This is a genomic window from Stutzerimonas marianensis, assembly GCF_022810315.1.
Classification (GTDB): Bacteria; Pseudomonadota; Gammaproteobacteria; order Pseudomonadales; family Pseudomonadaceae; genus Stutzerimonas; species Stutzerimonas marianensis.
In genome coordinates, this window is the sequence record NZ_JALGRD010000011.1 from 47,463 (window position 1) to 71,162 (window position 23,700).

Below are 23,700 nucleotides of genomic sequence, written 5' to 3' on the forward strand. Positions count from 1 at the left end.
TGCATCTCCTATCGAGGTGTCTATGCCCAGCCGCCTGTCCCCCGAAGACCAGAAGCGCGTTGATCACTACCTCAGCGCCCCGCAGCATCAGGTCGAGCGAAAGCCCTTTCGCCCGTGGTTGTTGCTTCTACTGGTTCTGGCTGTCGTGATCGGACTGGGCCTAGTGAGCCGCCTCCTCAGTCGCCTGGTGGTATGAGCCTCATGCTCCCACCTGCGCCAGCCGAATTCCGTAGCCTTATGAGTTCCATCCATGACACATCGCATCGTTATCGTTGGGGGCGGCGCTGGTGGCCTCGAACTGGCCACCCGCCTTGGCAAGACCCTGGGCAAGCGGCGCAAGGCCAGAGTTACGCTGATAGACGCCAACCTCACGCATATCTGGAAACCGCTGCTACATGAAGTCGCCGCAGGATCGTTGAACTCCTCGGCAGACGAACTCAACTATGTCGCCCAGGCCAAGTGGAACCACTTCGAGTTCCAGATGGGCCGGATGTGCGGCCTGGACCGCGCCGAGAAGTGCGTTCACCTCGCGGCGTCCTACGATGACCATGGTGTCGAGTTGGTGCCTGCCCGCTCACTGAGCTATGACACATTGGTGATCGCCGTGGGTAGCACCACGAACGATTTCGGGACCCAGGGCGCTGCCGAGCACTGCATTTTTCTCGACACCCGGGAGCAGGCCGAGCGTTTCCACCGCAACCTGCTGAGCCACTATATGCGCGCTCACGCCAGCGAAGGCCGTCACGGGACCATTAACATGGCCATCGTCGGCGCCGGCGCCACCGGCGTGGAACTGGCCGCCGAACTGCACCACGCCGCGCGCGAACTGGCCGCGTACGGGCTGGACGGCATCAAGCCGGAGGACGTGCACATTACCCTGATCGAAGCGGGCCCACGCGTGCTTCCCGCGCTGCCTGAGCGCATCAGCCTGCCGGTCCATCAGACACTGCGCGACCTTGGCGTCACCGTGCTGACCGACGCGGCGGTCAGCGAGGTCACGGCCGACGGCCTGCACACCAAGGATGGTCATTTCGTCCCCGCCAGCCTGAAGGTTTGGGCCGCCGGTATCCGCGCGCCATCCTTCCTGCGCGACATCGACGGACTGGAAACCAACCGCATCAATCAGCTCGTCGTGCAGCCTACCCTGCAGACGACGCGTGACGACAACATCTTCGCTTTCGGCGACTGCGCCGCGTGCCCGCAACCGGAAAGCGACCGCAATGTTCCGCCGCGCGCGCAGGCGGCGCATCAGCAGGCTTCGCTGCTGGCCAAATCCATTGCACTGCGCCTGCAAGGCAAGGCGCTACCGGACTATCGCTACCGCGATTACGGCTCATTGATCTCGCTGTCGAGCTTTTCTGCGGTTGGCAACCTGATGGGCAATCTCACCGGAAATGTAATGCTGGAAGGCTGGCTGGCACGCATGTTCTACATCTCCCTGTATCGCATGCACCAGATCGCGCTGTACGGCATGGCCCGCACGGCGCTGATGATGATCGGCGACAAACTGAGCACCAGCACCGTCCCACGCCTGAAGCTCCATTGACCGATACAGGCCGGCGGACGCTCGCACGTCTGCCGGCAAAGCGCATCGCAGATAGAATCGGAGACAGCAAAAAGCCGGAAGATCCTAGGACCTTCCGGCTTGGCGGGCCTCGATTCGACGAGACCGATATGGTGGGTCGTGTAGGATTCGAACCTACGACCAATTGGTTAAAAGCCAACTGCTCTACCAACTGAGCTAACGACCCAGAAGATGGTCGGGGTAGGGGGATTCGAACTCCCGACATCCTGCTCCCAAAGCAGGCGCGCTACCGGACTGCGCTATACCCCGAAAAGGAAATTGGCTCCGCGACCTGGACTCGAACCAGGGACCCAATGATTAACAGTCATTTGCTCTACCGACTGAGCTATCGCGGAACTGAAGCTTCCTACTCGTCAGGGCTCGCTACTGCAAACGCCCTTCAGAGGCGCGCCATTTTACGGTTATCGAGGCGCCTGTCAACAGAAAAAACACGATTTACTACAATGCCTTGCGCGAACCTCAGCAGGGCATCGGCGCCTCGTGCCGTTGCCCCGGCGCGCCGGACTCAGTCCGGCACGCCTGCCCTGTCAGCCGAATACCAGCTCGTCACCTTCAACCTTGCCGAAGATGGTCGCGCCTGGCTCGAAGGCCCCAGATAGAATCCGCTGCGCCAGGGGATTCTCGATCCAACGCTGGATAGCTCTCTTGAGCGGCCTCGCCCCGTAGACCGGGTCATAGCCAACGGCGACCAGCTTATCCATCGCCTCGTCGGTGAGCTCCAGGCTCAGGTCCCGCTCAGCCAACCGCTGACGCAGCCGCGAAAGCTGGATCTGCGCGATGCCAGCGATCTGCTCGCGCCCAAGCGGATCGAAGACCACCACTTCGTCGATCCGGTTGATGAACTCCGGACGGAAGTGACTGCTCACCGCATCCATGACCGCGGCGCGCTGGGCATCCGGATCACCCACAAGCTCCGGGATTTGCGAGGAGCCGAGATTGGATGTCATCACCACTACGGTATTGCGGAAGTCCACGGTGCGACCATGGCTGTCGGTCAGTCGGCCATCTTCGAGTACCTGCAGGAGGATGTTGAACACGTCCGGATGGGCTTTTTCAACCTCGTCGAGCAACACCACCGAGTACGGCTTGCGGCGCACTGCCTCGGTGAGGTAGCCGCCCTCCTCGAATCCGACATAGCCGGGCGGTGCGCCGATCAGCCGGGCCACGGAATGCTTTTCCATAAACTCGGACATGTCGATGCGGACCATGGCCTCCTCGGTATCGAATAGGAATTCGGCCAGCGCCTTGCACAGTTCGGTCTTGCCCACCCCGGTCGGCCCTAGGAACAGGAAGGATCCGCTCGGACGATTGGGGTCCGCCAGCCCTGCACGAGACCGGCGCACGGCATTGGCGACCGACACCACCGCCTCGTGCTGACCGATGACGCGCTGATGCAGGAGGTCCTCCATCTTCAGCAGCTTCTCCCGCTCACCCTCGAGCATCTTGGAAACCGGAATGCCGGTCCACTTCGAGACCACCTCGGCAATTTCCTCGTCCGTCACCCGGTTGCGCAGCAACTGGTTATCCGTCTTGCCATGCTGATCAACCATCTGCAGGCTGCGCTCGAGATCCGGGATGACGCCATACTGCAGCTCGGCCATACGCGCGAGATCGCCCTTGCGTCGCGCCGCTTCGAGATCGGCCTTGGCCTGCTCGATCTTCTGCTGCATCTGCGCAGAGCCCTGCACCTCGGCTTTCTCCGACTTCCAGATTTCTTCGAGATCGGCGTATTCCTTCTCGAGCTTGGCGATATCTTCTTCCAGCTTCGCCAGACGCTTGCGGGTCGCCTCGTCCTCTTCCTTCTTCAGCGCCTCGCGCTCGATCTTCAGCTGAATCAGACGACGCTCCAGGCGATCCAGCTCCTCCGGCTTGGAGTCGATCTCCATGCGGATACGACTGGCTGCCTCGTCGATCAGGTCGATCGCCTTGTCCGGCAGTTGGCGGTCGGTGATGTAACGGTGCGAGAGCTTGGCAGCCGCGATGATCGCGCCATCGGTGATACTCACCCCATGGTGCACCTCGTAGCGCTCCTTGAGGCCACGCAGGATGGCGATGGTGTCCTCTTCGCTGGGCTCATCGACCTGCACGCGCTGGAAGCGCCGCTCGAGAGCCGCATCCTTCTCGATGTACTGCCGGTACTCGTCCAGCGTGGTGGCGCCGACGCAATGCAACTCACCGCGCGCCAGGGCCGGTTTGAGCATGTTTCCGGCATCCATGGCGCCCTCGGCCTTGCCGGCGCCGACCATGGTGTGCAGCTCGTCGATGAACAGGATGACCCGACCTTCCTGCTTGGACAGTTCGTTGAGCACGGCCTTCAACCGCTCCTCGAACTCGCCGCGGAACTTGGCACCGGCAATGAGCGCACCCATGTCCAGCGCCAGCAGGCGCTTGTCCTTGAGCCCGTCGGGTACCTCACCGTTGACGATACGCTGCGCCAGCCCTTCGACGATGGCCGTCTTGCCTACGCCAGGCTCACCGATCAGCACGGGGTTGTTCTTGGTACGCCGCTGCAGAACCTGAATGGTCCGACGAATCTCGTCGTCACGCCCAATCACCGGATCGAGCTTGCCCTCCTCGGCGCGCCGCGTCATGTCGACCGTGTATTTGTCCAGCGCCTGGCGCGACTCCTCCGCATTGGGGTCATTGACTGCCGCGCCGCCGCGCAGATTGTTGATGGCGTTTTCCAGCGCCTTCTTGCTCACGCCCTGTGCGAGCAGCAACTTGCCCAGGCGGGTATTGCTATCGAGCGATGCGAGCAACACCAATTCGCTGGAAATGTATTGGTCGCCCTTCTGCTGAGCCAGGCGATCAGCCTGGTTGAGCAGACGCGCCAGATCCTGTGACATGTTCATGTCACCGGTGGGGTTCTGCAGCTTCGGAAGCTGGTCCAGCTCCTTGGTCAACGCCTGGCGCAGGCCGTTGATGTCGAAACCGACCTGCATGAGCAGCGGCTTGATCGAGCCACCCTGTTGATCAAGCAGGGCCTGCATCAGATGAAGCGGCTCGATCGAGGGATGATCGAGGCCGACGGCGATGGACTGGGCGTCGGAAAGCGCAAGTTGCAACTTGCTGGTCAGACGGTCGATACGCATGGGGTCACCTTTACGAGTAAAAGCAGGCCGGCGCACTGAACCGCACCTCGAACGAAAGCCTGCGAGATGAGACTTTAGATGAGGCTGATTGTTGGAGATTCAAGTCGGACGACATTGACGCAGGTCATCCCGGGCGCCCCCAGCAGGGCCATCACGACGACAGGTCAGGGCCGCGAATCACTCCAGCCAGATCAGGCTGGCGAAGCGGCCGGTGCTTGGCGCGCGCCGGTAGGAATAGAAGCGGGGCTCTCGATAGGTGCAAAAGCCACCCCCATAGACCGCCGCGACGCCACAGGCGGCAAGGCGAATACGGGCCAGACAATAGAGATCGGCCATGTAGCGACCGTCGTTGTGGCTGGGTGTGAAGGCTTGCAGTGCAGCCGGATGGGACGCAACGAAAGCATCGCGGACTTCTCCGCCCACCTCGAATGCGCCGGGCCCGATCGCCGGGCCGAGCCATGCCATCAGACGGCCAGGTTCGACCGCCATCGCAGTGACCGTTTCCTCGAGAATGCCACCAGCGAGTCCCCGCCAGCCCGCGTGCGCCGCGGCCACCTGGCTTCCCTCCCGATCACAGAACAGCACCGGTAGGCAGTCGGCCGTCAGCACCGCGCAGGCGACGCCCAACTCGTCAGCCCAGCTTGCGTCGGCCTCGGGGCAAGCGCCGGCCTCCGCACGAACCACAACCGTCGAATGCACTTGCTTCAGCCAGGCCGGTGCACGACCCAGCGTATCCTGCAGGCGCTGACGATTGGCCGCGACCGCCTGCGGATCGTCACCGACATGATCACCCAGATTGAACGCCTCGAAAGGCGCCTGACTGACACCACCGTCGCGGGTCGTCACGCAGGCGCGCACCCGATGCGGAGCGGGCCAGGCAGGAACGAGCCAGTCGGCGGGCCATGACGTCATCCGACGAATGCCTCGCGATCCTGCTGCAACAGGCTCAGCAGCCAGACGAAATCGTCGGCCAGCGGCGACTCCCACTTCATCCGCTGCCCGGTGACCGGGTGATCCAACTCGAGAAAGCGCGCATGCAGGGCCTGACGGGGAAAGTCGCGCAGCGTCTGCACCATGGTCGGATTGGCCGCCGGCGGAATGCGAAACCGGCCGCTGTAGAGCGGGTCGCCCACCAGGGGATAGCCGATATGCGCCATGTGAACTCGGATCTGGTGGGTGCGCCCGGTTTCCAGCTTGACCCGTACATGGGTGTGCGAACGGAACCGCTCCAGCACACGGTAGTGGCTCACCGCAGGTTTGCCACCGTCGGTAACGGCCATACGCTGTCGCTGCTGCCCATGACGCCCGATCGGTGCATCGACGGTACCGCCACTGATGATCACACCGATCACGATGGCTTCGTAGATTCGGCTGACGCTGCGCGCCTGCAACTGCTCGACCAGGCGAGTCTGTGCCTGCAGCGTCTTGGCCACCACCATCAAACCGGTGGTGTCTTTGTCCAGGCGATGCACGATCCCGGCACGAGGTACGTTGATCAGCTCCGGGACGTGGTGCAGCAGCGCGTTGAGCAAGGTACCGTCAGCGTGCCCTGCCGCCGGATGGACGACCAGCCCGGCCGGCTTGTTCAATACCAGGATCTGCTCGTCCTCGAAGACGATGTCGAGGGGAATATCCTGCGCTACCCACTCCCCCTGGGCCTGCTGTTCGGCAGAAAGCTCCAGGACGGCCCCCGCATGCACCGGATCGCGCGGGCGCAGTGAGGCACCGTCGACGGTAAGCAACCCATCCTTGATCCAGGCCGCCAGCCGGGAGCGCGAGTGCTCGGAGAAGAGCTGCGCGGCGACCTGGTCGAGGCGCTGCCCGCCCAGCTCGAACGGCACCTCGGCGCGGAGTTGAATGGCCTGGCTGGAAATCGTCGACATAACTTGAACGCTTCGTAATGGAGTGGGGCAGCGATTGGGCCGGACGTCGCCTTGGCGTCTCAGGCAAACCGCGACAAGTGCGGCGCCGCACCGGTAGGCGAGGTTGGCGGCTTTCGAATCCGCCTTTGACTGCAGAGGTGGAGCCTTTGGTTTCGGCAACGGCCTTGTGTTTAAATACGGCGTCTTTGCCCTGGCCCGCCGGGGCGCCCATCATAACAGGACGGCTCCGCGCGAGACAGCCAGCCGTCACAGGGACGCAAGCCGCCATGCAAGTGAAACACCTGCTGCTGATCGCCATACTCGCCCTTACCGCTGCCTGTTCGTCCAAGGAAACCATCAGCGAGAACCTCGGCGAAGCGGAACTCTACCAGCAGGCACAGGCCGACCTGGACGACCGCAGCTTCACCAGCGCCATCAACAAGCTCAAGGCCCTCGAGTCCCGCTATCCGTTCGGCCGCTTCGCCGAGCAGGCACAGCTGGAACTGATCTACGCCTACTATCGCAACAGCGAGCCGGAAGCGGCCCGCTCCTCGGCCGAGCGTTTCATCCGCCTACATCCTCAGCATCCGAACGTCGACTACGCCTACTATCTCAAGGGCCTGGCCTCCTTCGACCAGGACCGCGGCCTGCTGGCGCGCTTCCTGCCGCTGGACATGACCAAGCGCGACCCGGGCGCGGCGCGCGATTCCTTCAACGAGTTCGCGCAGCTGACCAGCCGCTACCCCAACAGCCGCTACGCGCCCGACGCCAAGGCGCGCATGGTGTACCTGCGCAACCTGCTTGCCGCGAACGAGATTCACGTGGCTGATTACTATCTGCGCCGCCAAGCCTATGTCGCCGCCGCCAACCGCGGCCGGTATGTGGTCGAAAACTTCCAGGGCACACCGGCCGTGGGGGATGGCCTGGCTGTCATGACCGAGGCGTACCAGCACCTGGATCTCGACGAGCTGTCAAACAGCAGCCTCGAGACCCTCAAGCTCAACTACCCGGATCACCCGAGCCTGCAGGACGGTGAGTTCGTGCCGCGCCAGAAGGAATCGGATAACCGCAGCTGGCTGTCGCGCGCCACACTCGGCCTGATTGAAACCGAAAACGCTTCGCCAGACACTACGCAATCGAACCGGGACGTGCTGCGTCAGTACGAAGCCGCCGCGAAGGACCTGCCGGACGAGCTGCGTCCGGTGCTGCGCGAGGCGGAAGCCGAGTCTGACGACGAGCGCGACGAGGGACGCTCCTGGTGGAGCTACCTGACCTTCGGCCTGTTCGACTGAGTCCAGCCCGGCCTCAATCTGACTTGCTACCCGGGCTGTCCGGATGACAGCCCCGCCCACGGCCTAGCCAGGAAGTACCGATATGGGTCTGTTTCGCCTGTTGTTCTGGATCATCCTCATCGCCGCCGTATTCTGGCTCTGGCGTCGCTTGAAGAAACCCGCCAGCACCCGGCCCGGCAAGCGGACCGAGCAGGCCAGCCTGAAGATGGTCCGGTGCGCCCACTGTGGCGTACACGTCCCTGAGGAGCAGGCGCTGCAAAGCCATGATCAGTGGTACTGCAGCCAGGCCCACCTGCAACAGGGCAGCAAGCCTGGTGGGAACTGAACGCCTGACGCTTTTCAGCCCTCAGGGACGGCGCATTCTTCGCCTTTACCACCTCTATCGCGTCACGATCGGCCTGGTGCTGGTGTTGCTCGTCAGCAGTGACCTGCACAGCGACCTGATGACCATGAGCAACCCCCAGGCCTTTACCTATGGCGCCTGGATCTATCTGATCCTCAACATCCTGGCGGCCGTACTGTTGCAGAACCCGCGGCATGAGGTGTCAGTACTGGCGTTGGCCGTGCTGGACGTCAGCCTGCTCTCGGCACTGTTCTATTTCGCAGGCGGCACGCCAAGCGGTATCGGCAACCTGCTGATCGTGGCGGTAGCGATCGCCAACGTCCTGCTGCGCGGGCGCCTTGGCTTCCTCATTGCGGCGGTGGCGGCCACCGGTCTGATCTACCTGACCTTCTATCTCAGCCTCGCCAACCCGCAAGCCAGCAGCCAATATGTGCAGGCCGCCGCGCTCGGCACGCTGTGCTTCGCCGCTGCCCTGCTCGTGCAGGGGCTGACCCGGCGGCTACAAGACAGCGAAAGCCTGGCCCGCCAACGCGCCGAAGAAGTCGCCAACCTCGAGGCGCTCAATGCACAGATCCTGCAGCGCATGCGCACCGGGATCCTCGTATTGGATCCGCAGGATCGCGTCTTGTTGGCCAACCAGGGGGCGCTGGAACTGCTCGGCCAGACGGAGCTGACTGGCGAACGCCTAGCTCCGCGCTGCCCCGAACTACTCAAGGCCCTCCAGCGTTGGCGCGACAATCCCACCCTGCGCCCCGGCAATTTCCAGGCGGCCCCCGACGGGGTCATTCTGCAGCCGAGCTTCGCCAGCCTGCAGCACGGCGTGAAGCGGGACACGCTGGTCTTTCTCGAGGACATCTCACAGATCGCACAAAAGGCACAACAGTTGAAGCTCGCCTCGCTTGGTCGTCTTACCGCGAGCATTGCGCACGAGATCCGCAACCCGCTCGGCGCCATCAGCCATGCCGCGCAATTGCTGCAGGAGTCCGATGCGCTGGAAGGACCGGATCTGCGACTCGCACAAATCATTCAGGATCATTCACGACGAATGAACCTGGTGATCGAGAACGTGCTGCAACTGTCTCGGCGACGCCAGGCCGAACCGCAACTGCTCGACCTCAAATATTGGGCGCATCGATTCGCGAGCGAATTTCGCACCAGCCTGCCGCCGCATCAGAGCGTCCACGTGGCAACCCAGGGCAGCTCGCTGCAGACCCGCATGGATCCCAACCAGCTCATCCAGGTGCTCACCAACCTGGTCCAGAACGGCCTGCGCTACAGCGCCAAGCGCCATGACGAAGCGCAGGTCTGGCTACGGCTGTTTCGTGACGAGGCCAGCGATCTGCCGGTAATGGAAGTGCTCGACGACGGGCCAGGCGTGCCGCCCGACGAGGTGCAGAACATCTTCGAGCCGTTCTTTACCACCGAAAGCAAAGGCACGGGCCTGGGCCTGTACATTTCCCGCGAACTCTGCGAGAGCAATCAGGCGCGCCTGGACTATCGTGAACGGGAGGAAGGCGGTAGCTGCTTCAGGATCGTCTTTGCCCACCCGCGCAAGCTCGCCTGATCCGGCCGGAGCCGGCAACAGGTCACACAACGGCCAGGGCAGCGTACAAAGCGCCACGCGTAGCGTTACCATTGCAAGCCCCGCGTATCTCGCCCTACCCGTCGCAGAAGAAAGAACGAGACCATGACCGCCCGGCAAAAAGCCCTGATCATCGATGACGAACCCGACATCCGGGAGCTCCTGGAGATCACCCTTGGGCGCATGAAACTCGACACCCGCAGCGCACGCAACCTCAAGGAGGCGCGCGAATGCCTGGCCCGCGAGCACTATGACCTCTGCCTGACCGACATGCGCCTGCCCGACGGCACCGGGCTGGAGCTGGTGCAGTACATCCAGCAGAAGCACCCGCAGCTCCCGGTTGCCATGATCACCGCCTACGGCAGCCTTGACACGGCGATCGGCGCGCTGAAGGCCGGCGCCTTCGATTTCCTCACCAAGCCGGTCGATCTTGGTCGGCTGCGCGAGCTGGTCAACTCGGCCCTTCGCCTGCGCGCACCCAACCCCAACGACCTGACAGTCGACAGCCGCCTGCTGGGCTCGTCGCCGCCCATGAACCAGCTGCGCAAGCAGATCGGCAAGCTCGCGCGCAGCCAGGCACCGGTCTACATCAGCGGCGAGTCGGGTAGCGGCAAGGAACTGGTGGCGCGCCTTATTCATGAGCAAGGCCCGCGCAACGAGCAGCCTTTCGTCCCGGTCAACTGCGGCGCAATCCCGTCGGAGCTGATGGAGAGCGAGTTCTTCGGGCACAAGAAGGGCAGTTTCACCGGAGCCATCGAAGACAAGCTCGGTCTGTTCCAGGCGGCCAATGGCGGGACGCTGTTTCTCGACGAGGTAGCGGACCTGCCCCTGCCGATGCAGGTCAAGCTCTTGCGCGCCATCCAGGAAAAGGCCGTTCGCGCCGTGGGCGGAGCCAAAGAGGTGGTGGTCGATGTGCGGATTCTCTGCGCCACGCACAAGGATCTTGCCGCAGAAGTCAGCGCTGGCCGCTTCCGCCAGGACCTCTACTACCGCCTGAACGTCATCGAGTTGCGTGTTCCACCGCTACGCGAGCGTCGCGAAGACATCGCACAGCTGGCCGATACCATGCTCCGGCGCCTCGCACAGGAATGCGGGGACACGCCCGCCCGCCTGCACCCCGATGCACTGGCCAAGCTGCAGAGCTACCGCTTTCCAGGTAACGTCCGCGAGCTGGAGAACATGCTCGAGCGCGCCTATACCCTTTGCGAGGACGATCAGATCAAGGCCGGCGACCTGCGCTTAGCCGATGCGCCCGGCGTAGGCGACGGCAGCGAAGCGAGCCTGGCGCGCATCGATAATCTCGAGGATCACCTTGAAGAGGTCGAGCGCAAGCTGATCATGCAGGCACTGGAGGAGACGCGCTGGAACCGCACGGCCGCTGCGCAACGCCTCGGACTGTCGTTCCGTTCGATGCGCTATCGCCTGAAGAAGCTCGGCCTGGACTAGCCAAGTGGCCGCTGAAGGCCAGCCCAGCTGGCCAGCCCGGCATTGCTATCGGCGGCATTGCTTGGGCTTCCCAGGCCTTCAGCCTCAAGCGGCTACCCCTGCGACAGCAGGTTGCGCAAGTCGATGATCGCCGCGTTCGCCCGCGATATGTAATTGGCCATCACCAGAGAATGGTTCGCCAGCACCCCGTAGCCACTGCCATTGAGCACCATCGGGCTCCACAGCGGCTCCTGCGCCGCTTCGAGCTCACGGATGATCTGCCGCACGCTGACGGTCGCGTTCTTCTTCGCCAGCACATCGGCAAAGTCGACTTCCACCGCACGCAGCAGATGAGATAGCGCCCAGGCCTGACCGCGCGCCTCGTAGAACACATTGTCGATCTGCAGCCATGCCGTCTCGACACGCTCCTCTTCGACCTCGGGCGCCACGCCTTGGGCCTGTAGCTCGGGTGCCAGCTTCGCATCCAGGCGGACGCGCCCTACGCTCGCCGACAGGCGCTGGGAGAGCGAGCCCAGTCGCGTGCCGACATCACCGAGCCAGTTGTTCAGGTTGTCGGCCCGAGCATAAAACTGCGCCTTGGGCGCCGGGTCGCTCAGACGCGCCAGGTAGCGGTCGAGAAAGCGGATACCGTTGCGGTACTCGGCTTCGCTGGCCGGCAGCGTCCAGCTGCGGTTGTCGAAGTTGAATAGCGGCTCGGCTTTGGACAGATCCGGATCCTCGGTAGATTGTGACTGCGAGCGGGCAAAATCCTTGCGCAGCGCTCGACTCAGGTCCCGCACCTGGACCAGCACCCCGTATTCCCAGGACGGCATGTTGTCCAGCCAGAGGCCCGGCGGAGCAATGTCGTTGGTCAGGTAGCCGCCCGGCTTGTCGAGCAGGGTGGAGGCCACCTGCTTGAGGGTCTCGACCGTCGTGTAGCCATTGGCGATCTGCCGCTGGGAGGCCTCTGCCGCCTGCCGCACGTGCTGCTGGACCGGGAAACGATCCGGTTCGCGGCTCCAGTACCAGCCCAGAATCAGCGAAACCAGCAGGTAGAGACCAACTACCGCAGCCAGGGCCAGCAGCAGCGAGCGGTGCCCCGCCCTATCCGCCGTTGCGCTGCTTCCCGACGAGCCGGAGCGGCCGAGGCGGTTCTTCCAATCCAACATGTGCAATGTCCTTCTCTCGAATTCAGAGGTTCGACCGTCGGCGGCAGCAAAGCGTTGCGGCCGGCGAGCCACTATAACGCAGCCGACCCTGCACGATCGCACAATGAGAACCAGCGCGCCTAAGCAGGCACCATTGCCCCCCGGGTTAGGTGGTAGCATGCAGCCACCATCGCCCTCGACAGATCGGTCGAAACGGGCCAGGAAAACGGGAAATGGCGGACCAGGAAAATCTCAAGCAACACTTCGCGCAACGGGTGATTCACCAGGCCAGGGAAGTGCTGGAAGTCTGGCAGCAACTGCAGCGCAACGAGTGGAGCGATGCCTATCGCAACGCCCTGAGCGATGCCAACCAGCGTCTGCGCCGCTTCGCTGAGCGTTTCGGGCAAACCGAGCATCGCCAGCTTGCCTTGAGCATCGAAGAATGCCTGGGCGACATCCGTGACAACCGCGGGCGGCTATCGAGCGACACCATCGCCACCCTTAGCCAACTGGTCTATCGCCTCGCGCGGACCGGCCTGCGCCATGGCGACCCGCGCGGCCACTCGTCGTACGTGCCGCCGCTGAGCAAGCCGGTCTACATTGCGCTCGACAACCACGAACGGGCCCTGCACGTGGTCCGCCAGCTCGAGTTCTTCAGCATGGCGGCGCAGGCGTTCGCCGACGACCATGAGTTCCTCGCCGCCATGCATCAACGGCATCCGGCCGCGATCGTCATGGATGTGGATTTCAACGGCACCGGCGAAGGGCTGCGAATGGTCGAGCGCATCCAGCAGGGGCTGGAAGACAAGCTGCCGATCATCTTCTTCAGCCACAACGATACCGACACGCCGATGCGCCTCGCCGCGGTACGGGCCGGCGGCCTGGATTTCTTCACGGGCAGCCTCGATGCGTCGAGCCTGCTCGAACGCATCGAAATCTTTACCCGCACCGCGCACTACGAACCCTTCCGCGTGCTGATCATCGACGATTCACGTGCGCAGGCCACCCACACCGAGCGCGTTCTGAACAACGCAGGCATCATCACGCGGACGCTCAACGAGCCCATCCAGGCGATCAACCATCTGGCCGAATTCCAGCCCGACCTGATCATCCTGGACATGTACATGCCCGATTGCATGGGCACGGAGCTGGCGAAGGTCATCCGTCAGCACGAGCGTTACGTCAGCGTGCCGATCATCTACCTGTCGGCCGAAGACGACCTGGACAAGCAACTCGATGCGATGAACGAAGGCGGGGACGATTTCCTCACCAAACCGATCAAGCCCAGCCATCTCATCGCCACGGTGCGTACCCGCGCCGAGCGCGCCCGTCACCTGAAGGCACGCATCGTGCGTGACAGCCTCACTGGGCTGTATAACCACACGCACAGCTTGCAACTGCTCGAAGATGCCAGCACCCGCGCGCGGCGCGACGGCCAGTCGCTGTGCTTCGCCATGATCGACATCGACCATTTCAAGCAGGTCAACGACACCTACGGGCACCCGATGGGCGACCGGGTGATCAAGAGCCTTGCCCTGTTCCTCAAGCAACGGCTGCGCAAGACCGATCACATCGGCCGCTACGGCGGCGAGGAGTTCGCTGTGGTGCTGCCCGACACTTCGGCGGCGGATGCTTTCAAGGTGCTCGATGAAATCCGCCAGCGCTTCGCCGAGATTCGCTTTCCCGCGCAACCGGTCGATCTGACGTGCACCTTTAGCTGCGGCATCACCGAATTGAGCATGGCCGCTGACACCAAGACCTTGACGCAGCAGGCGGACGAAGCGCTTTACCGTGCCAAGAAAGGCGGACGCAATCGCGTGGAGCGGTTCGACGCTGTCACATGAGTGACATCATTTAGCCATATTGTCCTAGGCCTCCCCGCCCAGCTGGAGGCCAGGAATGCGCCTGAAGTCGCTCACTACCATCAATACACTGCTGCTCGTGGCGATCTGCCTGGCGCTCGGCCTCACCCTCTGGTGGTCGGAGCGTGCGCTCAGCCGCCCCTATCAGCTCATGGCGCAGTACCTCACGCTGTCACAGCAGTTTCAGACCGAGGTCGCCCGCAACATCAGCGGCTATCTGGCCACGGGTGACACGCTGCGTCACAGCACAGCCATCCAATCGCTGGACACCCTGGCCAGCGAACTCGATGAACTACCGCCGACGTTCGGCGAGCGCGTCCGGCCAAGCCTGGACGAGCTGCGCCAGTTTACCGAGGGCGAACTGTTGGCCGCCGGCAAGCTCGCCGGCGACCCGCAAGGCCTGCTGTTGCAAGCCGAACGCGAGCTGGCCGGCACGCTCGAGCAACTTCAGCGTTATGTCGGCAAGAGCACCACCGACACTGCCGCGCGCTACCAGCCACCGCTGTTCGAAGCCAGCCGTCACCTGCTCCGCCTGAGCCATGCTCGGGCAAAACTGGTGAACAGCGGCCGCGACGAGCTTGCGTCGGAGGTCGAACAGGCCCTGGCCGGGCTTGGCCAGGAAGTGGAGCGGATCGAGTCCCTGCCTCTGCTGGGCGTCGTCAGCGAGCAGCGCTCCGGCGCCAGCGCCTTCGCCGCGATGCTCGACCTGGACAGCGAAGCCACAGCCAGTAGCGAGGACGAGGGAGTCGCCCTCAAGCGCGAACTGTCGAGCTTGCTCAAGCGTTACCCCGCCGAACTTCAGCGTACCCGGGACCTGATCCGCCAACGCGGCGACCTGGCCACCAGTAGCGCCGAACGCATCGCCGGGCTGCAGGTCGCGCTGAGCGCGCTGGAACCCGAAATTCGCGCTCAATATGGTGACATTCAATTCGAGGTGCGCACGATCCAGGGAACCATCATCGCGCTGATCTTGCTGATCGCCCTGGCGATCGACCAACTGCAGCGGCGCCTGACACGAGCGCTCGAGCGACTCGCCCCAGCGCTCTCGTCCTGGGCGCAGGGCGACTTCAGCCAGAGCGTAACGCTGCGCTCGAAGACCCCGGAACTGATGGAGATCGCCACGTCGCTCAACCAGCTACGCGGCTATCTGTTGGGCCTGGTCGGTACGCTGCGCGAACACGCCGAAGAGGTCAGCCAGAGCAGCCACAACCTGGCGCAGATGAGCAGCAGCCTGCACCAGGGCGCCAGCCGTCAGACCGACGACACCGCGCAGATCCGCGATTCGCTGACCGAACTGGAGGCCACCATTCAGGACGTGGCCAATGGCGCAGGCCAGACGGCTGAAGCCGGGCGCGCCGCGAGCGCTGCGGTCGGCCAGGGCCAGCAGGTGATTGGGCAGAGCCTGGCCGGCCTGCGCGGGCTGGTCGATGAAGTCCAGGGCAATGCCGTTGTGATCGAGCAGCTGGCCGAAGAGATCAGCTCCATCGGCAGCGTCCTCACCGTCATTCGGGCGATTGCCGAGCAGACCAACCTGCTCGCCCTCAACGCCGCGATCGAAGCGGCACGGGCCGGCGAACAGGGCCGAGGCTTCGCCGTGGTGGCCGATGAGGTACGCACCCTGGCGCAACGGACCAGCGGCGCGACCGAAGAAATCCAACACCTGATCGCCACGCTGCAGAAGGCGGCGCACCAGTCGCTGGCCGCGATGCGCGTGCAGGTCGATCACGCACGGGGCACGGCCGAGCTGGCCGAGACGGCTGACCAGGCACTGCTGCGGATCGTCGAGACCATCGGCAGCATCGAGCGGATGGCCGCTCAGATCGCCCAGGCCACGGCGCAACAAGGAGACGCCGTCAGCGAAATTCGTGGGCACAGCGAGCGCATTCACCAGCTTGGGGACAGCAACCTGGCGCACATCAACCAGGGCCGGGCGCAGAGCGAACAGATGCTGCGTCTGGCCGGCGACCTCAATCGTGCCACCCTGACCTTCCGCTGCTGAACGGCAAACCGGCGCCCCCCATGCGCACGCCGGACCGCGCTCAGCGCGGCGTGGCGGGGCGCTGGGAGGGCTTGCGGTTCTTCGCAGGCTTACCGCTGCCGGCAGCGGCCTTGCGCCGGGCTTCGGCAGCCGCCTTGGCCTGCTCGCGCTTGTCCCAGGCGTTGCCGTCGTGGCTGCGCGGCGGCAAGCCGTTGTGCTGAGTCAGGATCTTGCCGCCCTGCCCGGCCTTCTTGCTGCCCGCCGGCGTCGAGTTCTTGCGGCGCGCGCTGTGATAGCCCTCGGTCGCCGGCTGGTGCGCCGGGATCAACTGATGCTTGCCGCTGCCGATCAGGTCACCGCGGCCCATGCGCAGCAGCGCTTCTCTCAACATCGGCCACCCCTTGGGGTCGTGATAGCGCAGGAAGGCCTTGTGCAGACGGCGCTGCTCCTCGCTCTTGACGATCGTGACGCCTTCGCTCTTGTAGGTGACCTTGCGCAGCGGGTTCTTGCCGCTGTGGTACATGGCCGTGGCGCTGGCCATCGGCGAGGGGTAGAAGGCCTGCACCTGGTCAGCACGAAAACCGTTGGCTTTCAGCCACAGCGCAAGATTCATCATGTCCTCGTCGGTGGTGCCAGGGTGCGCCGCGATGAAGTACGGGATCAGGTACTGTTCCTTGCCCGCCTCCTTGGAGAACTTGTCGAACATGCGCTTGAAGCGGTCGTAGCTGCCGATGCCCGGCTTCATCATCTTGTCCAGCGGCCCGCGCTCGGTGTGCTCCGGAGCGATTTTCAGGTAGCCGCCGACATGGTGGGTGACAAGTTCCCTGACGTACTCCGGCGATTCAACGGCGAGGTCGTAACGCAGCCCCGAGGCGATCAGGATCTTCTTTACGCCCGGCAGCGCGCGCGCCTTGCGGTACAGCTCGATCAGCGAACTGTGATCGGTATTGAGGTTCTCGCAGATTCCCGGATAGACGCACGAGGGTTTGCGGCAGTGCTTTTCGATATCCGCACTCTTGCAGGCGATGCGGTACATGTTCGCCGTAGGCCCACCCAGGTCGGAGACGACACCCGTGAACCCTGGCAGCTTCTTCATCTCCTCGATCTCATGCAGGATCGATTCGTGCGAACGGTTTTGAATGATCCGACCTTCGTGCTCGGTAATCGAGCAGAAGGTACAGCCGCCAAAGCAGCCGCGCATGATATTCACCGAAAAGCGGATCATGTCGTAGGCGGGGATCTTCGCCCCGCCGTAGGCCGGATGCGGCACCCGCACGAACGGCGACGCGAATACGTAATCCATCTCCTCGGTCGTCAGCGGGATCGGTGGCGGATTCAGCCAGATGTCGTGATCACCGTGCCGTTGGACCAGCGCACGCGCATTTCCGGGGTTGGTTTCCAGATGGAGAACACGGTTGGCGTGAGCGTAGAGCGCCGGATCGTTGCGCACCTTCTCGAACGACGGCAGGCGGATGACGGTCCTGTCGCGCTCGATGCTCGGGTTTGGCAACAGCTGGACGACCTTCGCCTCGTTCGGGTCCTCGGGATGGCCGCTGCCGCCCTTGTCCTGCTCGATGGCGCAGGACTGCAAATCTTGCGTATTGACATAGGGATTGATGATCTTGTCGACCTTGCCCGGCCGATCGATACGGGTCGAGTCGATCTCGAACCAGCCCTGCGGCGAATCCTTGCGCACGAAGGCGGTGCCACGCACGTCGGTGATGGTTTCGACCGGCTCTCCGCGGGCCAGGCGCTGCGCCACCTCGACCACGGCGCGTTCGGCGTTGCCGTAGAGCAGGATGTCCGCCGTGGCATCCATCAGGATCGAGCGACGCACCTTGTCCTGCCAATAGTCGTAATGCGCGATGCGGCGCAGACTCGCCTCGATGCCGCCCAGAACCACTGGCGTGTCCTTGTACGCCTCTTTGCAGCGCTGGCTGTAGACCAGGCTGGCACGGTCCGGGCGCTTGCCGGCCAAACCACCCGCGGTGTAGGCATCATCCGAGCGCACCTTGCGGTCGGCGGTGTAGCGATTGATCATCGAATCCATGTTGCCCGCAGCGATGCCGAAGAACAGGTTCGGCTGGCCGAGCTTCATGAAGTCGTCCTTGCTCTGCCAGTTCGGCTGGCTGATGATCCCGACGCGAAACCCCTGCGCCTCCAGCAGCCGTCCGATGATCGCCATGCCGAACGACGGATGGTCAACGTAGGCGTCGCCAGTGACGATGATGACGTCACACGAGTCCCAGCCGAGCTGATCCATCTCCTCCCTGCTCATCGGCAGGAACGGCGCCGGGCCGAAACACTCGGCCCAGTACTTGGGATAGTCGAACAGTGGCTTGACGGCGTGCATGGCGGAAAACCGGGGCGACGAAAACGGGCGCGGAATATAGCACAAAAAATAACCAAATCCGACCAGCGTGCAGGGTCTTTATCGACCTTGGCGACAGGCGCGCGCTGCGCTTTCGCCTCCCGCTATACTCGCGCCACTTGCCCATGCTTCGAATTCGGGAGATTTCGGTGCGTACCCTCCTCTTTGCCTTGCTCCTGAATCTTTGCTACCTGGATTTCACCCAGGCTGACACGATCACGCTTGGCCCTGCGGACAGCGGTCGCGGCCTGAACATGCAGGTTGACCTGGTTGAGGACGCGGGTGGCGAGCTCAACATCGCGCAACTGCAGCACCCCGAGGTGCAGGCCGACTTCCAGCCCGCTGAAGGCAAGGCCAGCGTCGGCCAGAGCCCGCACCCCTGGTGGGTTCGGGTGACGCTGCAGCGGGCCAGCGACGCGCCTGCGCACTGGTGGCTGGAAGTCGGCTCGGTCACCCTCAAGGATCTGCGCCTCTATCTGCCGGACGGCGAGGGTGGCTGGCACGAGCGCCAGTCCGGCGAGCTGGTCGGCTTCCATGAGGGGCGCGACCATCCCTACCGACGTATGCTGTTCCGCTTGCCGGAGCTGAGCGACCAGCGCCCGCTGACCTTTTATCTGCGCAGCTACGATCCGGCCGGCAACTCCTTTCCGCTCAAGGTCTGGCAGCTCGACGCGCTGCAGGAGCAGGCGGTGGGCGAGAACCTGTTTCTCGGCCTGATCTATGGCCTGATCCTGGCCATTCTGCTGTACAACCTGTTCATCTTCCTCAGCCTGCGCGACACCGCCTATTTCTGGTACGTGATGACCACCAGCGGCGCGCTGCTGATGATCCTGGGCATGACCGGACACGGCTTTCAGTACCTCTGGCCGAACGGACCGGTGCCCTTCTGGCTGGATCGCATCAGCATTCCAGCACTCTGGGGCTTCAGCGCCTGCCGCTTCACCCAGACCCTGCTGCAGACCCGCCGTTTCGTGCCCTGGGCCCACCGCCTGCTGACCTTTGCCTTGTGCCTCTATGTCACGGCCGTGCTGTTCAACGCCTTCGGGCTGCGCGCGTTCGGCGCCTGGGTCTTCGTCGCGCTGGCCCTGACCGCGATCCCGGCCTCGCTCTGGGCCTCGTTTCGCCGCTGGCGCCAGGGTTACTTTCCCGCCCTGCTCTACTTCTGCGGCTTCGGCGTGATCCTGGGCAGCGTCAACCTGCTGTTACTGCGCGCCACGGGCGTGATCCAGCCGGCGGCCTGGAGCGGCTACGTCTTTCCGCTGGCGGTGGCGGCCGAATCCATCCTGTTCTCCTTCGCGCTCGCCTCGCGCATCCAGATACTCAAGCAGGAACGGGCGGCGGCACTGGAACACGCCGACCGGGAAAAGTCCGCGCGGCTGGAGCAGGTTCAGGCCAGCGCCGAACAGCTCAGCCTGGCGGTGGAGGCGCGTACCGCCGAGCTGGCGCAGGCCAACCGGGACCTCAGCGAACGGGAAATCGAGCTCAAACAGGCCGCCTTCCACGACCCACTGACCGAACTGCCCAATCGTCGCTACCTCATCGAGCGCGTCGAAGCGGCCATCACCGAGGCCGCGCGGCGCGGTGAGTCGATTGCGCTGCTACTAATCGATCTGGACCACTTCAAGCCGATCAACGACGGCCATGGCCACGATGCCGGTGATCTCCTGCTACGCACGCTGGGCCAGCGACTGCGCGGCCTGGTGCGCAGCAGCGACATGGCAGCCCGGCTGGGTGGGGATGAATTCGCGATATTGCTGACCGGGGCAACCGTCGAACAGGATGCCGGCCAGGTTGCCGAACGGCTGTTGCACGAGCTGTCGTTACCGGTGCCTTACCGAGGCACCAGTCTGGCGGTGACCGTGAGCGTTGGCGCCGCGTTCTTCCCGCACCATGCCGAGGAGTTCAGCCGGCTCTACAAGGCCGCTGACGAGGCGCTCTACCGCGCCAAGCAGCAAGGCCGGGCGAGCTGGGTCCAGCAGGACGGGCGCGCGCCGGCCGATCAGCCGACATAACGGCGCGGCACCCGCCCGGTCACCTTGGTCAGCAGCTCGTAGCCGATGGTGCCGCAGGCCTGGGCGAGCTCATCGAGAGGCATCTGCGCCCCCCACAGCTCCACCGCGTCGCCGAGCTGCGCCTGTGGCAGGTCGGTCAGATCCACGGCAAGCATGTCCATCGACACCCGCCCGGCCAGCGGCACGCGCTGCCCATGGATCACCACCGAGGTGCCGGAAGGCGCGGTACGCGGATAACCATCGGCATAGCCGCAGCTGACGGTGCCGATACGCGAAGGACGCTGCGCCACCCAGCTCGCACCGTAGCCGACGCTTTCACCCACCGGCACGTCGCGCACCGCGATCAGCGCGCCGGTCAGCGTCATCACCGGTTTCAGTCCAAGCTCCCGGGCGCTCAGCTCGGCGAACGGCGTCGCACCGTAGAGCATGATGCCGGGCCGGATCCAGGCCATATGGGCCTGCGGCAGGGCCAGCACGGCGGCGGAATTGGCCAGCGAACAGTGATCGAACGACAACTCCAGCAGTTCTGCGTAGCGCTCCAGCTGGGTTTCGGTCAGCACATGGCCACGCTCGTCGGCGCAGGCGAAGTGACTGATCAGATTGAGTTCGCCGACCTGGGCCGCTCCCTTGAGCCGCGCGTGACACTCGCGCAGGCCATCCAGACTGAAGCCCAGCCGGTGCATGCCCGAATCCAGCTTGAGCCAGACGTTCAACGGCCGCGCCAGTTCGGCGGTGAGCAGCCAGTCGGCCTGGCGCGCATCCTGGACGGCGATGTCCAACCCCAGCTCGGCCGCGCGCAGATACTCGGATGGCTCGAAGCAGCCTTCCAGCAGCAGGATGCGCGCCTCGGGTGCACACCCGCGAATCACCTCCGCCTCTTCCAGGCAAGCCACGGCGAAACCATCGGCAATCTCGCGCAATGCCGTTACCGCCTCTGGCGCACCATGGCCGTAGGCGTTGGCCTTGACCACGGCGAAGGCCTTGCGCTGCGGTGCGCATTGTTTGGCGAGCAGGTAGTTGTGGCGAAGCGCGGTCAGGTCGACCGTGGCAACCAGCGGACGCATGGGACTGTTCCTGTACAACGGCGGGTGAGGCGGGAATCTTACTCCGCTCCGCACGACCGTGCAGACCGGAACTCAGCGAGGGACATGGGCGTCGCCCTGCCCCTGCGCCCAGCGAGGCGGCGACTACTCGTCGTCGAACTGATAGCTGCCCGGCGCGAGGTTCTCGAAACGCGAGTACTTGCCGAGGAAGGCCAGCCGGGTGGTGCCGATCGGGCCGTTCCGCTGCTTGCCGATGATGATTTCGGCGACGCCCTTGTACTCGGTTTCCGGGTGATACACCTCGTCGCGGTAGACGAACATGATGATGTCCGCGTCCTGCTCGATCGCCCCCGATTCGCGAAGGTCGGAGTTCACGGGACGCTTGTTGGGACGTTGCTCCAGCGAGCGGTTGAGCTGCGACAGGGCAATCACCGGGCAGTTGAACTCCTTCGCCAGCCCCTTGAGCGAGCGCGAGATTTCCGAAATCTCGTTGGTACGGTTGTCACCGCTGGACCCGGGGATCTGCATGAGCTGCAGGTAGTCGACCATGATCATGGCGATTTCGCCGTGCTCGCGGGCCAGACGTCGAGTGCGCGCGCGCATTTCCGACGGACTGATGCCGGCCGTATCGTCGATGAACAGCTTGCGGTCATTGAGCAGATTCACCGCCGAGGTCAGCCGCGGCCAGTCGTCGTCATCGAGCTTACCGGCCCGCACCTTGGTCTGATCGATGCGACCGAGCGAGGCGAGCATACGAATGACGATGGATTCGGAAGGCATCTCCAATGAATAGACCAGCACTGCTTTGTCGGTCCGCAGCACGGCGTTCTCCACCAGGTTCATGGCGAAGGTGGTCTTGCCCATCGACGGGCGCCCCGCAACGATGATCAGGTCCGCTGGTTGCAGGCCGTTGGTCGCCTCGTCCAGGTCGGTGAAGCCGGTAGACAAGCCGGTGATCGCCTCACCGGCGTTGAACAGGGTATCGATCCGATCGATGGCTTTGACCAGGATGTCGTTGATCCCGACCGGGCCTCCGGTCTTCGGCCGCGCTTCGGCGATCTGGAAGATCAGTCGCTCGGCTTCGTCGAGGATTTCCTCGCCGGTGCGGCCCTGCGGGGCATAGGCGCTGTCGGCGATCTCGTTGCTGATGCCGATCAGCTGGCGCAGCGTCGCCCGCTCGCGAATGATTTGCGCGTAGGCCTTGATGTTTGCCACCGACGGCGTGTTCTTGGCCAGTTCGCCAAGGTAGGCCAGCCCACCGACCTGCGCCAGGTGGCCTTCCTTGTCGAGCTGTTCGGAGAGCGTCACCACGTCGAACGGCGAGTTGCGTTCGGCCAGGGCGAAGATGGCGCGGAAGATGAGGCGATGATCGTGGCGATAGAAGTCGCCATCGGAGACCTGATCGAGCACGCGCTCCCAGGCATTGTTATCGAGCATCAGACCGCCCAGCACGGCCTGCTCGGCCTCGATCGAATGCGGCGGCACCTTGAGGGCGGCAGTTTCCAGATCGTATTGCTGTGGGAGGCTGATGTCGTTCATGGCACTCGTGAATCAGTAGGTTCAGAAAGACAAAGGGCACGCTCCACTTGCGTGGAAACGTGCCCGATGTTACGCGTCAGGCACCCAGGGTGCCAGACGACGACTGGCTTCAGCCAGCGACCACGATCAGCTTCACGGTCGCTTCGACGTCGGTGTGCAGGTGCACCGCAACGTCGTACTCGCCGACCTGACGGATGGTCCCGTTCGGCAGGCGGATCTCGCTCTTGGCCACTTCAACGCCGGAAGCGGTGAGGGCATCAGCGATATCGTGAGTACCGATGGAACCGAACAGCTTGCCCTCATCGCCCGCGGTGGCGGTGATGGTGACTTCCAGCTCGGCCAGCTGTGCAGCACGCGCTTCGGCAGATGCCTTGCGCTCGGCCGCCGCTTTTTCCAGCTCGGCACGACGCGCTTCGAACTCGGCGATGTTCGCCGGGGTCGCCGCGGTGGCCTTGCGCTGTGGCAGCAGGTAGTTACGGCCGTAGCCGGCCTTGACGTTTACCTTGTCGCCCAGGTTGCCCAGGTTTGCGACTTTTTCCAGCAGGATGACTTCCATTTGAGCCTTA

General features: G+C 63.9%; 17 protein-coding genes and 3 tRNA genes. 9 read left to right on the forward strand and 11 right to left on the reverse strand.

Translation table 11 applies throughout. The features are described 5' to 3' along the window. The first annotated feature begins 22 nt into the window (after positions 1-22). Together MST27_RS18615 and MST27_RS18620 are read left to right on the forward strand one after the other, a co-directional pair. Complete coding sequence (locus MST27_RS18615; protein WP_243607522.1) at positions 23-196, forward strand: DUF3094 family protein; 174 nt, start codon at positions 23-25, stop codon at positions 194-196. 54 nt (positions 197-250) lie between these two features. Beyond that, a complete protein-coding gene (locus tag MST27_RS18620) occupies positions 251-1,546 on the forward strand; it encodes an NAD(P)/FAD-dependent oxidoreductase (protein WP_243607436.1) in 1,296 nt (431 codons plus the stop codon). Positions 1,547-1,675: 129 nt separating this feature from the next. Here the strand turns inward: MST27_RS18620 and MST27_RS18625 are convergent. From MST27_RS18625 to rluD, 6 genes are all read right to left on the reverse strand, one after another. Then, positions 1,676-1,751: transfer RNA gene (locus MST27_RS18625), tRNA-Lys, on the reverse strand. A 6-nt stretch (positions 1,752-1,757) separates the two neighbouring features. After that, a tRNA-Pro gene (locus MST27_RS18630) sits at positions 1,758-1,834 on the reverse strand. A gap of 10 nt (positions 1,835-1,844) precedes the next feature. Further along, positions 1,845-1,920: transfer RNA gene (locus tag MST27_RS18635), tRNA-Asn, on the reverse strand. A gap of 192 nt (positions 1,921-2,112) precedes the next feature. Then, positions 2,113-4,677, reverse strand: coding sequence for an ATP-dependent chaperone ClpB (gene clpB, locus MST27_RS18640; protein WP_243607437.1), 2,565 nt, complete (start codon positions 4,675-4,677; stop codon positions 2,113-2,115). A gap of 177 nt (positions 4,678-4,854) precedes the next feature. Next, complete coding sequence (gene pgeF / locus MST27_RS18645; RefSeq protein WP_243607438.1) at positions 4,855-5,589, reverse strand: peptidoglycan editing factor PgeF; 735 nt, start codon at positions 5,587-5,589, stop codon at positions 4,855-4,857. After that, positions 5,586-6,560, reverse strand: coding sequence for a 23S rRNA pseudouridine(1911/1915/1917) synthase RluD (rluD, locus tag MST27_RS18650; RefSeq protein WP_243607439.1), 975 nt, complete (start codon positions 6,558-6,560; stop codon positions 5,586-5,588). The genes pgeF and rluD overlap by 4 nt, the downstream gene beginning before the upstream one ends. A gap of 266 nt (positions 6,561-6,826) precedes the next feature. On the opposite strand from rluD, the gene MST27_RS18655 reads away from it, so the two are divergent. The 4 genes from MST27_RS18655 to MST27_RS18670 all read left to right on the forward strand — a co-directional run bounded on the left by MST27_RS18655 (position 6,827) and on the right by MST27_RS18670 (position 11,202). After that, on the forward strand, positions 6,827-7,831 hold the full coding sequence (locus tag MST27_RS18655) for an outer membrane protein assembly factor BamD (protein WP_243607440.1): 1,005 nt from the start codon (positions 6,827-6,829) through the stop codon (positions 7,829-7,831). An 82-nt stretch (positions 7,832-7,913) separates the two neighbouring features. Beyond that, complete coding sequence (locus tag MST27_RS18660) at positions 7,914-8,156, forward strand: PP0621 family protein (protein ID WP_243607441.1); 243 nt, start codon at positions 7,914-7,916, stop codon at positions 8,154-8,156. Next, positions 8,146-9,738, forward strand: a complete 1,593-nt coding sequence (locus MST27_RS18665; protein ID WP_243607442.1) for a sensor histidine kinase — start codon at positions 8,146-8,148, stop codon at positions 9,736-9,738. The genes MST27_RS18660 and MST27_RS18665 overlap by 11 nt, the downstream gene beginning before the upstream one ends. Positions 9,739-9,861: 123 nt before the next feature. Further along, positions 9,862-11,202 carry a sigma-54-dependent transcriptional regulator gene (locus MST27_RS18670; protein WP_243607443.1) on the forward strand — a complete coding sequence of 447 codons (1,341 nt, stop codon included), beginning with the start codon at positions 9,862-9,864 and terminating at the stop codon, positions 11,200-11,202. Between the two features lie 92 nt (positions 11,203-11,294). On the opposite strand, the gene MST27_RS18675 is transcribed toward MST27_RS18670, so the two are convergent. Next, positions 11,295-12,350 carry a DUF2333 family protein gene (locus tag MST27_RS18675; protein WP_243607444.1) on the reverse strand — a complete coding sequence of 352 codons (1,056 nt, stop codon included), beginning with the start codon at positions 12,348-12,350 and terminating at the stop codon, positions 11,295-11,297. A gap of 212 nt (positions 12,351-12,562) precedes the next feature. On the opposite strand from MST27_RS18675, the gene MST27_RS18680 reads away from it, so the two are divergent. Together MST27_RS18680 and MST27_RS22815 are read left to right on the forward strand one after the other, a co-directional pair. Further along, positions 12,563-14,173, forward strand: a complete 1,611-nt coding sequence (locus tag MST27_RS18680) for a diguanylate cyclase (protein WP_243607445.1) — start codon at positions 12,563-12,565, stop codon at positions 14,171-14,173. Positions 14,174-14,228: 55 nt separating this feature from the next. Beyond that, positions 14,229-16,190 (forward strand): methyl-accepting chemotaxis protein, encoded by a 1,962-nt coding sequence (locus tag MST27_RS22815; RefSeq protein WP_243607446.1) that lies wholly within the window; start codon positions 14,229-14,231, stop codon positions 16,188-16,190. A 40-nt stretch (positions 16,191-16,230) separates the two neighbouring features. Here the strand turns inward: MST27_RS22815 and MST27_RS18690 are convergent, their stop codons facing one another. Next, the gene (locus MST27_RS18690; protein WP_243607447.1) at positions 16,231-18,522 is read right to left on the reverse strand and encodes a YgiQ family radical SAM protein; all 2,292 of its coding nucleotides are present in this window, start codon (positions 18,520-18,522) and stop codon (positions 16,231-16,233) included. A 143-nt stretch (positions 18,523-18,665) separates the two neighbouring features. Between MST27_RS18690 and MST27_RS18695 the strand changes: the two genes are divergently transcribed. Beyond that, positions 18,666-20,552 carry a diguanylate cyclase domain-containing protein gene (locus MST27_RS18695; RefSeq protein ID WP_275973313.1) on the forward strand — a complete coding sequence of 629 codons (1,887 nt, stop codon included), beginning with the start codon at positions 18,666-18,668 and terminating at the stop codon, positions 20,550-20,552. Here MST27_RS18695 and alr read toward each other — a convergent pair. The 3 genes from alr to rplI all read right to left on the reverse strand — a co-directional run bounded on the left by alr (position 20,540) and on the right by rplI (position 23,690). After that, on the reverse strand, positions 20,540-21,616 hold the full coding sequence (gene alr / locus MST27_RS18700; protein ID WP_243607449.1) for an alanine racemase: 1,077 nt from the start codon (positions 21,614-21,616) through the stop codon (positions 20,540-20,542). The genes MST27_RS18695 and alr overlap by 13 nt on opposite strands. A 123-nt stretch (positions 21,617-21,739) precedes the next feature. Next, complete coding sequence (dnaB, locus tag MST27_RS18705) at positions 21,740-23,134, reverse strand: replicative DNA helicase (protein ID WP_243607450.1); 1,395 nt, start codon at positions 23,132-23,134, stop codon at positions 21,740-21,742. Positions 23,135-23,243: 109 nt separating this feature from the next. Further along, the gene (rplI, locus tag MST27_RS18710; RefSeq protein ID WP_243607451.1) at positions 23,244-23,690 is read right to left on the reverse strand and encodes a 50S ribosomal protein L9; all 447 of its coding nucleotides are present in this window, start codon (positions 23,688-23,690) and stop codon (positions 23,244-23,246) included. Positions 23,691-23,700 lie beyond the last annotated feature (10 nt).

Excerpts from the sequence above, each read along its gene's own strand:
- MST27_RS18615 (WP_243607522.1), top strand. The coding sequence starts at position 23 with ATGCCCAGCCGCCTGTCCCCCGAAGACCAGAAGCGCGTTGATCACTAC.
- MST27_RS18620 (WP_243607436.1), top strand. The coding sequence starts at position 251 with ATGACACATCGCATCGTTATCGTTGGGGGCGGCGCTGGTGGCCTCGAA.
- clpB (WP_243607437.1), bottom strand. The coding sequence starts at position 4,677 with ATGCGTATCGACCGTCTGACCAGCAAGTTGCAACTTGCGCTTTCCGAC.
- pgeF (WP_243607438.1), bottom strand. The coding sequence starts at position 5,589 with ATGACGTCATGGCCCGCCGACTGGCTCGTTCCTGCCTGGCCCGCTCCG.
- rluD (WP_243607439.1), bottom strand. The coding sequence starts at position 6,560 with ATGTCGACGATTTCCAGCCAGGCCATTCAACTCCGCGCCGAGGTGCCG.
- MST27_RS18655 (WP_243607440.1), top strand. The coding sequence starts at position 6,827 with ATGCAAGTGAAACACCTGCTGCTGATCGCCATACTCGCCCTTACCGCT.
- MST27_RS18660 (WP_243607441.1), top strand. The coding sequence starts at position 7,914 with ATGGGTCTGTTTCGCCTGTTGTTCTGGATCATCCTCATCGCCGCCGTA.
- MST27_RS18670 (WP_243607443.1), top strand. The coding sequence starts at position 9,862 with ATGACCGCCCGGCAAAAAGCCCTGATCATCGATGACGAACCCGACATC.
- MST27_RS18675 (WP_243607444.1), bottom strand. The coding sequence starts at position 12,350 with ATGTTGGATTGGAAGAACCGCCTCGGCCGCTCCGGCTCGTCGGGAAGC.
- MST27_RS18680 (WP_243607445.1), top strand. The coding sequence starts at position 12,563 with ATGGCGGACCAGGAAAATCTCAAGCAACACTTCGCGCAACGGGTGATT.
- MST27_RS22815 (WP_243607446.1), top strand. The coding sequence starts at position 14,229 with ATGCGCCTGAAGTCGCTCACTACCATCAATACACTGCTGCTCGTGGCG.
- MST27_RS18690 (WP_243607447.1), bottom strand. The coding sequence starts at position 18,522 with ATGCACGCCGTCAAGCCACTGTTCGACTATCCCAAGTACTGGGCCGAG.
- MST27_RS18695 (WP_275973313.1), top strand. The coding sequence starts at position 18,666 with ATGCTTCGAATTCGGGAGATTTCGGTGCGTACCCTCCTCTTTGCCTTG.
- alr (WP_243607449.1), bottom strand. The coding sequence starts at position 21,616 with ATGCGTCCGCTGGTTGCCACGGTCGACCTGACCGCGCTTCGCCACAAC.
- dnaB (WP_243607450.1), bottom strand. The coding sequence starts at position 23,134 with ATGAACGACATCAGCCTCCCACAGCAATACGATCTGGAAACTGCCGCC.
- rplI (WP_243607451.1), bottom strand. The coding sequence starts at position 23,690 with ATGGAAGTCATCCTGCTGGAAAAAGTCGCAAACCTGGGCAACCTGGGC.